At 59.3% G+C, this 11,853-nt stretch carries 15 protein-coding genes; 7 read left to right on the forward strand and 8 right to left on the reverse strand.

All coding sequences use genetic code 11. The features are described from left to right. Positions 1-5: 5 nt before the first annotated feature. From P353_RS16360 to P353_RS16385, 7 genes are all read right to left on the reverse strand, one after another. The gene (locus tag P353_RS16360) at positions 6-917 is read right to left on the reverse strand and encodes a DUF2303 family protein (protein WP_052084903.1); all 912 of its coding nucleotides are present in this window, start codon (positions 915-917) and stop codon (positions 6-8) included. An 85-nt stretch (positions 918-1,002) separates the two neighbouring features. Continuing rightward, positions 1,003-1,356 (reverse strand): hypothetical protein, encoded by a 354-nt coding sequence (locus P353_RS16365; protein WP_034371664.1) that lies wholly within the window; start codon positions 1,354-1,356, stop codon positions 1,003-1,005. 40 nt (positions 1,357-1,396) lie between these two features. Continuing rightward, a complete protein-coding gene (locus P353_RS16370) occupies positions 1,397-1,723 on the reverse strand; it encodes a hypothetical protein (protein WP_034371667.1) in 327 nt (108 codons plus the stop codon). 125 nt (positions 1,724-1,848) lie between these two features. Next, positions 1,849-1,983: a hypothetical protein gene (locus tag P353_RS30185; RefSeq protein WP_269058793.1), complete on the reverse strand. Its 135-nt coding sequence runs from the start codon at positions 1,981-1,983 to the stop codon at positions 1,849-1,851. Next, positions 1,977-2,228, reverse strand: coding sequence for a hypothetical protein (locus tag P353_RS16375; protein ID WP_157839617.1), 252 nt, complete (start codon positions 2,226-2,228; stop codon positions 1,977-1,979). Before P353_RS16375 ends, P353_RS30185 begins: the two co-directional genes overlap by 7 nt. 280 nt (positions 2,229-2,508) lie before the next feature. Then, positions 2,509-3,165 carry a VWA domain-containing protein gene (locus P353_RS16380; protein ID WP_157839618.1) on the reverse strand — a complete coding sequence of 219 codons (657 nt, stop codon included), beginning with the start codon at positions 3,163-3,165 and terminating at the stop codon, positions 2,509-2,511. A 235-nt stretch (positions 3,166-3,400) separates the two neighbouring features. Then, positions 3,401-3,901: a hypothetical protein gene (locus P353_RS16385; RefSeq protein WP_034371673.1), complete on the reverse strand. Its 501-nt coding sequence runs from the start codon at positions 3,899-3,901 to the stop codon at positions 3,401-3,403. Between the two features lie 434 nt (positions 3,902-4,335). On the opposite strand from P353_RS16385, the gene P353_RS16395 reads away from it, so the two are divergent. Then, positions 4,336-4,920 carry an HNH endonuclease gene (locus P353_RS16395; RefSeq protein ID WP_034371679.1) on the forward strand — a complete coding sequence of 195 codons (585 nt, stop codon included), beginning with the start codon at positions 4,336-4,338 and terminating at the stop codon, positions 4,918-4,920. A gap of 384 nt (positions 4,921-5,304) precedes the next feature. On the opposite strand, the gene P353_RS16400 is transcribed toward P353_RS16395, so the two are convergent. Further along, entirely contained in the window at positions 5,305-5,709 is a 405-nt protein-coding gene (locus P353_RS16400) for a hypothetical protein (RefSeq protein ID WP_034371683.1), read from the reverse strand. 269 nt (positions 5,710-5,978) lie between these two features. On the opposite strand from P353_RS16400, the gene P353_RS28865 reads away from it, so the two are divergent. From P353_RS28865 to P353_RS27605, 6 genes are all read left to right on the forward strand, one after another. Then, positions 5,979-6,410, forward strand: a complete 432-nt coding sequence (locus P353_RS28865) for a hypothetical protein (protein ID WP_157839619.1) — start codon at positions 5,979-5,981, stop codon at positions 6,408-6,410. Further along, positions 6,410-6,940 (forward strand): phage regulatory CII family protein, encoded by a 531-nt coding sequence (locus P353_RS16410; protein ID WP_034371689.1) that lies wholly within the window; start codon positions 6,410-6,412, stop codon positions 6,938-6,940. Before P353_RS28865 ends, P353_RS16410 begins: the two co-directional genes overlap by 1 nt. Before the next feature lie 423 nt (positions 6,941-7,363). Beyond that, complete coding sequence (locus tag P353_RS16415; RefSeq protein ID WP_034371692.1) at positions 7,364-9,832, forward strand: DUF5906 domain-containing protein; 2,469 nt, start codon at positions 7,364-7,366, stop codon at positions 9,830-9,832. After that, the gene (locus P353_RS29585; RefSeq protein ID WP_198529088.1) at positions 9,829-10,389 is read left to right on the forward strand and encodes a hypothetical protein; all 561 of its coding nucleotides are present in this window, start codon (positions 9,829-9,831) and stop codon (positions 10,387-10,389) included. Before P353_RS16415 ends, P353_RS29585 begins: the two co-directional genes overlap by 4 nt. After that, positions 10,389-11,222: a hypothetical protein gene (locus P353_RS16425; protein ID WP_034371698.1), complete on the forward strand. Its 834-nt coding sequence runs from the start codon at positions 10,389-10,391 to the stop codon at positions 11,220-11,222. The genes P353_RS29585 and P353_RS16425 overlap by 1 nt, the downstream gene beginning before the upstream one ends. Next, entirely contained in the window at positions 11,219-11,851 is a 633-nt protein-coding gene (locus P353_RS27605) for a hypothetical protein (protein ID WP_052084905.1), read from the forward strand. The genes P353_RS16425 and P353_RS27605 overlap by 4 nt, the downstream gene beginning before the upstream one ends. Positions 11,852-11,853: the final 2 nt, after the last annotated feature.

Here is an 11,853-nt window from a genome sequence, read left to right on the forward strand (position 1 = left end):
GGTGCTTAGCGGCTCTTCTCGTAGGTGCCGATCAGCACGGGCAGGGTGTTTTCGACCGCAGCGCGGATGTCATCGGAAAACTCGGTGGCCATCTGCTCGACCAACTCTTCCCAGCCCACGGGGCGCAGTGTCATGACAGGTTTGCCGTCGGTGGTCACGCTCAGGCGCATCACGAATTCGCGCTCGCTCAGTTCGGGGTATGGCTTGCACTTCACGGTGATGTGCGTGGGCAGCGTTTCCTTGTCGCTCTTGACCGTCACGCTCTCGAAGGCAGAGCGCTGGGTGCTCAGCGCTTGTTCTTCGTGATTCGACTTGGCAATGGCTTCGACCGAGATGTTGCGCACGGCCGCGATGGCCTTGGGCATATCGATGGGGTTATCTCCAGACTTGGCGGCCAGGATCGGTGCCCAGTCCTCCAGCCATTCGGCCATGGCGCGCTGAGTCAGGCCCATGTTCATGACCTTCTTGAGCGCCGCATAGGCTGCTGTGGCCTTGAGCTCCAGCGTGGCCCGGCTGGCGCAATGGCCTGGCTGGGTAGGGGTGCCTAGATCCAGCACCGCGGTAGCGTTCATTGCGTCAGCGTTCACGAAGATACAGCAGCCGTCTTGCTTGTGATCTTGGGTGTATGTCACGAAGTCGTTGATGTAGGGCGTGCGCATCGTGCCAGCGGCGCGTCGGCGCGTAGGCATGAACTGCTCCAGATCCTCGAGTTTGAAGTCCGCCGGCAGGGCTGCGGCGGTGAGGTAATCGCCATCCGCAGGCCGTGTCATTTGCAGCGCCATATTGATCTGATCGATCCGTGTGTCGCGCTGATCGTTGATGTACTGGGGTGGCAGTGCCGCAGCGCTCAGCGCGCTCAGTGCGCCCAGCAGTTGGGCTTGATCGTTGGTCTGTGTGGTCTGTTCGGGGTTGTTCATGCTTGATGTGTCGTAATGCGGAAAAGAAAAAGCCCGCTGGATATGACTCCAGGCGGGCGGGCTGGTTGTTGCGGTGGTGGCTGCTTCAGGCCTTGACGGGCATGCCGGGGATCTTCAGCTGGTTGGCCGGGATGAGCGACATCACGCCATTCGTGCCGACATGCATCACCGTCTTGCGCGTGACTTCCTCGCTGCGCTTACCGTCTGCGGTGGGGCGCTGGAACTTCAACGTGTGCGCCACGGTCACCTGATGGGTGCCAGGAATGCGCGACAGGTGCAGCTTGACGTTGACCTCGCCCACTTTGTCGTTGTCGACCACGCCTGCGGCGACTTCGCCCAGGGCCATGGACAGCATGCGGTCAAACTGGCCGCCGTCCAGATCGGTGATGAATTCGCTCACGTTGGTTTGAGCGGCGCTGGTGTTGGGAACTGGATGCATGGATTTCTCCGGTGGTGGTGGCTTGCGCCGGGGTGGTAAATCAGAAAGGTGGGGCTTCGTAGATCTGCTTTCCTGGGACGAAGTGCATTCCACCGCTCCGGCCGTCGCCGTTGAGACGAGTTCCGCTAGAGATCCAGCGGCGTTTCTTGTTCAGGTAGAAATACAACTCGCGTCCCAGAACATTGCGCGTGAAGGTCTTGTGATCAGGTGCCACTCCGTCGATCTGCACTATCAGTGCTGGTCGTCGGCTGGCCGTGCCCGGCCAGTGGTAAGTGACCGTGGCTGGAAACTGCTCCCAAATGAGGCCGTTTCTCCCAACCACCACCACGGTCCCTTTGGTTCCTTTTTCTGCGGCAAAGGTCTTCATAGCTTTTGTTCAGGGGAAGAGTGGCGGACTGGCGAGCCCGTGGGCCAGCACCAGGGCGATGCAAGCGCCGAGGATGACGACCCAGGCGACGGCTGTTGCTTTGATCAGGGTGCTCTGTGACTTGGTCAGCGAAGGCATCGGCAGGAGATCCCTTTGTTGAGCTGGCCGAGGTGCTGAAAGGCGTAGTCAAGTGCGTCCCAGGCCGTTTTGGCCTGGTGGCTGATGGACACGCCGCCGCTGGAGAGGATGAAGGTCAGCATGGGGCCGGCTCCTCGAAGAGGGACATGGTCAAGTGCGCGGTGGTACCGGCGCGCACGCGGCGCACTGTCATGACGGCTGGGCGTTTGCGAGGCTTGATGCCTTCGCGCTCTTTCTGCTGCTGAGAAAGCAGGGTCTCGCGGTGGCGATCCCAAGTCAGGGTCACGTTTGTGCAGTCCTTGTTGCGGTACACAAAGGCTGCATTGGTGATGGGCACGCTGGGCATGGTGACGCGGGCTATTTGCATTGCGGTCTCCGGTGGGTGCAAAAAAGCCCGCTCAGCAATCACGATGCTGGCGGGCGAGCGATAGATGGATGTATGCGGCTGATGGTGCAGATCCATCACGATGAAGCCTTGCTACAAGGCCTCGTCGTGATGGCCCTGGTTGCCCAGGGCCCCGCTCTTACTTGACCTGGTCCTTCAGCGCTTGCCAGAGCGCCTTGGGGTTGCGGTACTTAGAGCCAAGCCAGAAGCCGAGAGCGAACACGGCCAGCATGAAGCTCAGCAGGATCAAGTCGACCATGGCTTAGTCTTCGATTGCAGCCAGGATCAGGTGCGCGGTGGTGGGGAAGGCGTCGGCCTCGGCCACGGTCTTGGCGTCCACGATGTCGAACTTGGCACCCGTCAGCTCGTCGTCCAGGCTGCGCAAGTACTTGGTGGCGCCGGCATCGTCGCCCACCTGCACAAACAGGATGGTGAGTGCGTCATCGGTTTCCTGGCGGTTGGCCGCGTCGATGATCACCTTGGCAGCGGCTGCCTTGTCATCGGGCTCGCCGTCGGTGAACACCACGATGAAGTCCTTCTTGTCGGACTTGCCGGCCAGCTTCAGCGCCTCGGTCAGTGCTTCGGCCAGAGGTGTGCCGCCGCGCGGCTGGTATTGGGCGAAGACGTCCTTGACTGTGTCGGCCGTTACGCCGGTGTGGGAGACGATGCCGGAGCCCGAGAACATCACCACGTCGATACCGTCAGAGTCCAGCTTACCGACGTCGCGGGCAAAGCCCAGGGCCGACTCTTGCACCGCTTCATAGCGGCTGCGGCTGTCGCCGGGCTTGACGGGTTCGGCCATCGAGCCGGATTTGTCGATCACGACCACGTAGTCGAATTCAGACAGCTTGGCCAAGGCCGCAGCGGTCAGGATCGTACCAACGGCCAGGGAAGAGGAGGAGGAGGTAACAGCGTTCATTGCAGTTGAGGAATTGCCGGAAAAGGGGTGTTCCGGTGGCACCATGAAAAAGGCCCGCGTGATGCGGGCCTTGGGATAGAGAGCCGGTGCCATTGCTGGCAGCCATGAGAAAGAAAAGGTGGAGGGCGGATAAGTTGCTCCCTGGCCCGGCTGTAAAAAAAGCCCGCGAGCTGGTGCTGCGGGCTGTGTGGTTGTAGCCTTGCCGTTGGTGGTGGCAATGGCAGATTGGAAAAGACTAGCGGATTACGTAATGTCGGAAGCGCAGGTACATCTCAGCCTCCAGCAGCTGGGGCTTGTCGATCAAGCGGCAGAGGCTGTGTGGGGCGATGTCGATAGCTGGTGAGCAATTCGCCTCCCAGATCTGGGGGGCTTCACATTCTGCTTTTAGCTTGGCTGCTTTCTCTGTGACGTCCTTCTTGTCGAGGATGTCCTCGAAGTAGAACTGGAAGTCGAAATCACTGATGGGTTCGATAACTGTCGCGCGCTTGATCTTGGACTTGTATATGAACGGGTGCTCGCCCTGGTACATATTGATTGGCCCGGCGCGGAACCCGACCTTGCCGCATATCAGGCTGTCGTCGGTCTTGCCGACTTGTAGCCCGCTGAATTCGGCGGACTCGGGTTGCTGGAGTATGGCCTTGACGGCAGCTTGCGCATCGTTCTTCTTGCTTTCTTCGCTGGAGCAGGCTGCCAAGGCAAAAGCCGCGACACAAAGCGCGGCGGTGATCTTTTTCATAGGTGTATGCGTGAAGTCCCTCAACAGGTCCTTTTATCACGCATGCACTGGTGCCGGCAACCGACGGCTGCAGGCTTGAATTGAGGGATCGTCTGGTGCGCCATCAGCCCGACGGCACACCAGACTGCAACCATTACCTCGCCATGGCTGGTGTCAGGCGCCGCACTTGGTGCGGGACACTGCCAGTGGCCTCGACACACATCGCTCAGGTCATGCTCGATGTGCTCAGCCAGGGTGGCAGTGATTTACCAGTCTTCGCGCAAGGCCTGCAGCTGGTGGGAGCAGATTTCCGATGGCATCGCGGCGCTTCGCAGCGGGGCGTGCTGGACACATTTATCCGGCAGTTTCGAGAATGGATGGAGAAGGGGGGGGGTCGCTCGCTGTAATAGGATCTGGATTCCTACATCACAGATTTCTTGCAGGAGGAACCCCGTATGGGAAGAAAGGCCTCGGTTGAGCTGTATCCGGGTCAGCGCCAGAAAGAACGACGCCAGTTATTCAGTCGTTTTGCAATCCCTGCTGTGGAGGCTGTTTACAGGGAAAAATTCTTCGCCCTGTTCGGTAAGCGTTGTTTTAAATGCGGCCAACCCGAAACCTACGTGCAAGGCACTAGGGGAATGAAGGTTCTTAGTATTGACCACCATGTCCCCATGGCGCTTGGTGGACAGCTGGTTCCTGGCAATCTTGTGTCACTGTGCCGCAGATGCAATGGCACTAAGCTGGACCAAGACCCCGAAGCCTTCTACACGCCAGAAGAGTTGGGTCGCCTGCAGCCGTTTCTCGATCTCCAGCATGAACTGTTCAACTTCAGGTTTGACTGGGACGCCTGGAGAGCCGATCCGGCAGGCTATTTGATCGGCTTGGGTGTTTCTCCAACCTTGGTCGATCAGCTCTTGCACGATGAAGATCACCCCGATTTCCTCGGTATGCCGGAGAAGGAGCAGGTCGCTGCAGTGTCCGTATCCTTTGGCCTGCCACCAGAGCTGGCAAAGTATTTTGAGCCAGATCCATCAGCCTAACCCTTTTCCATCCACTCTCTTTTTAAAGGTCCGGGTGTGGTGCCCGGTCGATGCCGTGCCACCCAGCACAAGGCATTTCTTGGTAAACAAGTTTGCTATGTGCTGAGCAGCAGTGTAAACGGATTTACAAAAAATGGCGAACAAATTTGTAAATGAATTTACAAATAAATCAAATGCAGTCTGACTTGAAGTGCTTGCTCACCAAGAGTTGCAGCGTTTAAGATAAAAGCATGTATAAAAACACAGTACCAAAACGTCAAGCCAATGAGGGCGTATTGGTGCGCATTCGCGGGTGCGAAGAGTGTGATGAAGATGTGGTTTTGTCAGTCGAGGCGTGCACAAAAGATGGTGTGCGCGTCTTGGTCTTTCCGAATGAAGACCTGCTTACTTCTTGGCGTCAGCGTCTTGAAGCACTTGCATGATTGCTGTGCTGGCTGCATTGAATGCTTTTGCGCGGCTGAGCTTGTCAGCCTGAGGAATCATGTCGAACAGCACGGCAAGCTCAATTGCTGCAGGTGTCAGCTCTGTAGGGGCGTTAACTTGCACACTCACCTCCATAGGCCCTTCCCCTGTCAGTAGCCAACGTGAATTGACCTTGAGGAAGGCTGCAACGGCATCGTGTGCTTCAGTTGAGAGCTTTTGATCGCGTTCCTTGGCATTGGTAATGATCATGCCAATGTTCTGAACAGATCTATTAGCAATTTTTGCCACTTCCTTGCGTTCGATGACGCGGCCAATGGCCTCGCCGCGCTTGTCCATCGCAAGTTGGAGTCTTTCACCGTAGAGCATGTGTTTACGATAAGTCCTGTTGTGTAAATTCGTTTTCCGTCATTCATGTAAACATGTTTACAATGAAGCGATGAAGAAAGCGCACGCAATTGAGTTGCTTGGTGGCACGCCAAAGAAGGCGGCTGCTGCAATGGGCTACCGATCAATTCAGGCGGTCTACCTATGGCCTGATGACTTGCCTCAGGCAACCGCTGATCGAGTGCGTGGTGTTTTGTCCCGTGTCGCTGATGAAAAAGCAGCGGTCGCTCAGCAACCTAAGGAGCCCGGCAATGTCTAGGGCCCGCTCTCATCTCGATCACTACGCACCAGCCACCGTTCGCGGCGTTCTGCCCGTGCATGAGGGCTGGGTTTGCCTGTCCTTCGACCAGTGCGGCAGCGTGGTTCGCATGCGTTTGTCTGTGGAGCAGCTCAAGGCTTTGCAGGCAACGGTGGCCTTGGCTGTGGCTGGCTTTGCTCACGCTGTGACCCTCCCGCACAAGCCGCGCAATGCGGCAATGGTGGCGGGCGGGGCCGAGTTGGTTTGCTCCATGCGAGATGAGCAGGCCTGTACCCAGCGCTCGAGCTTCTCGGCTGAGAAGCCTGCAGACCCTTCGGCCTCCAGCACGAATATCAGTTGGCTGAGCAGCAGCTCGACGGCTGATTCCCAGGGCGTTGGCGAAGTGGTGGTGTTGGACATACCAATTAAGGGGGTTGGTCGCTGATGTCTCTAACTATCTCAATTCAAGGCTTGCCGGGATACGGCGATGAGCATGGCGAGGCCGACAGTGCCGCTGGCATGGATCTGGTGGATGCCGCACAGATGACGGCCCAGCATTTCCCTGGTGGTGTGCCTGCCCTGGCCAAGGCCATGGGGGTGTCGCCCAACACGCTGCAGCACAAGCTGAACACCAACAACGACCGCTACATCCTGGGCCTGAAGGAGTCGCTGCTCATCCAGCAGGTGACGGGCAATAACGCGGTGTTGCATGCCATGGCCGCGGCACTTGGCTTCACCTGCACTCGTGCGGTGGCTGATCAGTCGGGTGGCGATCCTATGGAGGCGTTCTGGCGCTTCCAGCAGGAGATGGTCGACTTCACCCAGCAGGCGACCAATTGCTTCAGGCCTGGTGCAACGCCATCGCGCAATGCACATCGTCGGCTGGAGTACCACGCCAATGAACTGGCTGCAGCCCTCAACCATATGGTGGCCGCATCAGCAGCCTTGCTCCCCAAGGACAGGGACGCAGTTTGATTTCAGCGCGCGCAACGGCAAAGCATTCACTCGGCCAGTCTCTGTCGGACTGCGTGGCCTGTGGTGGTTACTCCCATTCGATTCGTGTGAATGGTTGCGCGCGCTCTTTTATTGCCACGGCATCGGCATCGACAGACAGCACGCCGGGGGGTGACAGCCCTGGTGCAAGCACAAGAAACACAAGCATGTTCAATCCCTCAATCAGCCGCCGCGCCGCGCCGCGTGGGGCTTCGCCGTTCCCCGCCCCCCTTCTGTTTAGAAGAAGGCGCACACACGTTTCGTTGTCAGTTGGAGCGGCTCTGCGCGCTGCGTCGGGCATGTGGTTCGCATGCAACACCGATCACGGGTCCTTCCTGGCCTTCCTGCATGCGGGTAATTCGATCCTCGTCAAGTCTGTAGTTAGCGAGGCAGGAAGTTACTGACATGGCCTCTAACTATGACGACGTTCTGGGCCAGCTGAAGGCGGCAGGCCTGCTGGTTGACTCGCTTGAGATTGGCCGGCTGCGCCGATGCCGCACAGCTGATGGCGGGCGAGAAAAGCGCGGCTGGTTTCTGCTGCATGAAATTCGCCTGGATAACGGCAATGACCTGATCGTCGGCAGCTTCGGCGTCTGGCAAGGTAGCGAAAACAATGCTCGCAAGGTTGAAATCAGCAAGAACGAGATCAGCCGCGAGCAGGTCGAGGCACTGCGCAAGCGCCTGGCTGAGGACAAGCGCCGGTCGGAGCTGGAACGCAAGGCCGAGGCCGAGCGGGCTGCGGCTCGCGCTTCGGCCGCATGGAAAAAGTGCGATGCCACTGGCGAGAGTACTTACCTGCAGCGCAAGGGCGTGGCCGGGTACGGAGTGCGCTACTCGCCCAGCGGGGCGATGGTCATTCCGCTGCTGGACACCAGCAACAACATTCACGGTCTGCAGATCATCCGCGGTAAAAACCGCAAGCCGGGCACTCAAGAAAAGGAATACTGGCCGGTTGGCTTGATCAAGAAGGGCCGGTTCCATCTAATCGGTATGCCCACGGCTGGCGGTCTGCTGCTGCTTGTCGAGGGCTATGCGACAGGTGCCAGTCTTCATGCAGCTACAGGCCTGCCAGTGGCCGTGGCCTTCGACGCGAACAATCTCGTGCCCGTGGGCGAGGCACTCCGTGCTAGGTATAAGGGCCTGCGAATCCTGGCCTGCGCCGATGACGACAACACCCAGAAGTGCCACGCCAAGAATGAGGCCGAGTCGGTGCTCCAGGGCAAGCACGTGGAGTGCAAAACTCGAGTCTGGGTGGCCGACGGTCCCAAATGCCCTCACTGCGGCGAAGATCACAAGGCAGGCAATGCCGGTGTAAGCATGGCCAGCACTTGCGCGATGCAGGTCGGCGGTTCGTGGCTGGCACCAGCTTTCGCAGATCCCGCGGCCGTGCGTGAGGCTTGGCTGACCAAGGGCGAGAAGTTCAACGACTTCAACGACCTGCACCTGGCAGAAGGCTTGCACGTAGTGCGCGACCAGATCGAGGTCCGCCTGCTGGAGCTTGGCTGGCGCTCGCGCAATGGCGCCAAGGCCTTGCCCCGCACACAGGGGGGCGGGGAGGCGGGCGTTCTCGCTCCGCTCAAGCCGATCGACAGCCTTGATGAGCTGCTCGAGCGCTATGCCTTGGTCTATGGCCAGGGCGGCGCTGTGTTCGATCATGATGAGCATCGCCTGGTCACCTTGACCGATATGGGCCACATCTGCCTGAGCCGCGACCTGTACCGCACGTGGAGCGAGCACCCGGACCGCCAGATCGTGAGGCCCGAGCAGGTGGGTTTCGATCCCGCGTGCACTGACAAGGGCATCACCTGCAATCTTTGGGACGGCTGGCCAACCAAGCCAAAAGCTGGCAATTGCGAAAAATTGCTGGAGTTGCTGTGGCACATGTGCTCGGCGGAGTCTCAAAAGGATGACCTCTTCATGTGGGTGCTCAAGTGGCTGGCCTATCCGCTGCAGCACCCTGGCGCCAAGATGAAGTCGACCATCGTCATGCACGGCCCCCAGGGCACGGGCAAGAACATGTTCTTCGAGGCCTATATGGAGATCTTCGGCAAATACGGCTGGACGATCGACCAGAGCGCTATCGAGGACAAGTTCAACGACTGGGCCAGTCGCAAGCTGTTCCTGATCGCCGATGAAGTGGTAGCGCGTTCTGACCTGTACCACGTAAAGAACAAGCTCAAGGCCTTCATCACCGGCGACAAGATCCGCATCAATCCCAAGAACATGGCTGCGTACTACGAAGCCAACCACGTGAACATGGTTTTCCTCTCGAACGAGGCCATGCCCGTAGTGCTTGAAGAGGATGACCGTCGTCATGCGGTGATCTGGACGCCGGAGAAGCTTTCGGCCGACTTTTACAAAGCAGTAAAGGCCGAGATCGATGCAGGCGGTGCCGCAGCGCTGTACGACTTCCTCCTGCAGATGGAGTTGGGGGACTTCACGAACGCCACCAATCCGCCCATGACGGATGCAAAGCGCGAGCTCATCGACCTGAGCCTGGATAGCCCCAGCAAGTTCGTGAAGGTGTTTGAGGCAGGTGACCTGCCCGGTTTCCCGGCAAAGGGAGCTCCAGCGCTTCTCACGCCTTGCCTGATGTCAGATATGTATGAGCTCTACAAGTGGTGGTGCGCGTCCACCAATGAGCGTGCGCTGACTCTGCCACGCTTCTCAAACTCGATGACACGCAAACACAAGGGCGAGGTGCTGCGCAAGCGTTATCGCCTGGATGTTCACCAGGTCAGGGGGCCGGTCAGCGTTTGCTATTTGCCGGGCGGTAATGAGTTGCCGGCTGGTGGTAGCGAGGTTGATTGGCTGGGCGAGCGCATCGACATCTTCAAAAGGGCCGTGCGCGACCTGAAGGGCGGTGTCGCATGAGCATCGCAGCAGTGATTCGCCCAGAACTGTGCGCTATGTGCGGCAGCGTGTGCGGCATGGTGTGCGCTGTTAAGTCATTGATTTTTAAGGTGTGTGCGCCATGTGCGCTATCACCCTTCACGGGGGTGCAGGCGGGCGCGTGCACACACATGCATGCAGGCGTGCGCATGTGTGTGCATGTTCATGGCGCACATAGCGCACATAGCGCACACCTCATACATATCAATCACTTAAGTGTTTGTGATGCCGCACAACATGCCGCACTTCATAGCGCACATCTCTCTACACCCCCCTTTTTGAAAGAAATAGAGATGGAAGAAGAGAAGAAGAGGGTGATTCCCTGCACGCCTGAAAACGCTGCAGAGGTTCGCGCCGCTGTCAAAGCCTGGCCCCAACTGCAATCGCTGGTGAAGTCTTTGCAGGACGGTGGGCATTTCCCTGGCCTGCGTGCCATGACGTTCACGCTCACAGGCAGCGCGGAGTACGTGGGCAAGGGGTTGGGGGCGCTGCTCCCAGAAAGCCGCCCCACGGCCCCACAAACCGGCGAGGAGGCGTAATGCAGATCACGAGCAGCATCAAAGGGCTCAAGCCTGTTCAGACCTTGATGGACCGGCTCTCGCGCTCCAAGGTTCGGGAGGCCTCTGTGAAGGCGGTCAATGACGCCGGCTTTGAGGTGCGCCGTGCCATGCAAGAGGAAATGCGCAGCGTTTTCGATCGCCCGACCGATTACATCCTGCGCAGCCCCATGCTGAAGATGGCGACGGTAGACAAGCCCATGGCCACAATCGAGCCGGAATACATGGGCGGCAAAGGTGTCGACCCCAAAAAGATCCTGAAAGCCCAGAACCTGGGCGGCAAGCGTCGGGATAAACGCAGCGAGGTTGCGCTGCGGCGTGCCGGCATCCTTCCCAAGGGCTACCAGACTGCAATTCCTGCCGAACCCTTCCCTGGGAGTGAGGACCGCTACGGGAATCTCAAGGGCGGCTTCATCGTCCAGCTGCTCAGCTATTTCCGATCGTTCGGGGAGCAAGGCTACCGCGCCAACATGACCGACGCCCGGCGCAAGGCGCTGCAGCTGCGCGGTGGCGCAGGCGTGCGCAAGGTGGGCCCAAACATTGGGCGCCGCTACATCCTGGCCTACGGAAAGCTGCGCGGAGGTGCCCGGTGGACGGCCAAGGGTGAAAACGATCGCCGCGCCTCCAACCTGGCGCCGGGGATCTGGGCGGTGGTCGGCAGCTCCGGTGCTGACATCCGGCCCGTGCTGATGTTCGTGCGGTCCGGCAACTACCAAGAGCGCCTGGACATGGAAAAGGTGGGCCAGCGCGCTGATGTCGAAAACTACTTGAGCCGCAGAATCCGCTACCGGATGCGGCAGGCGGCAGGCGTATGAGCAATATGCAAAGCAGACACCCCGAGACGCTCACACTGAGCGAATTCAACAGGCACATGGGCTACAAGGGCCGTTTTGTCTATCAGCTGCGCAACGAGGGGCGTCTGGTGATGACCGAAGACGGGAAGCTGGTGCGCGTGGCCGAATCCATCCGGCGCATCGCGGAGACGAGAGACCCAAGCCGTGCTGGCGTTGCGGCGCGACATGCGGCCGAGCGCGGTCATGAACTGACCGGCTTGCCTCCCACTGAGCCGTCGGACGATGGTGCGGACGCTGATGAAGGTGAAGACGGCGGTACCGGCAAGAGTGGCTTTCACTTTCAGGACAGCAAAGCCAAGCGCGAGCACTATGCCGCCCTGCGGGAGGAGAACGCCTACCGCAAGGAAGTGGGCGAGCTCATGGACGCAGATGAGGCCATTGGCGCATTTTCAGACGCAGCAGCCAAGATCGCCAGCGTTCTGGATGCGGTGCCGTCGACCGTCGGACCCATGCTGGCAGGCCTGGAGTCCGACGAGGTGATCCGCATTCTGGGCGAGCAGATGGACATCGCCAGAACTGAACTCTCGACCGCCATCAACAAGCTGGCCGATGAGATTGAGAGCCGTCGAAACGGAGGGGCAGGCGAGTGAGA

It is taken from the genome of Comamonas testosteroni, assembly GCF_000761245.1.
GTDB lineage: Bacteria > Pseudomonadota > Gammaproteobacteria > Burkholderiales > Burkholderiaceae_C > Comamonas > Comamonas testosteroni_C.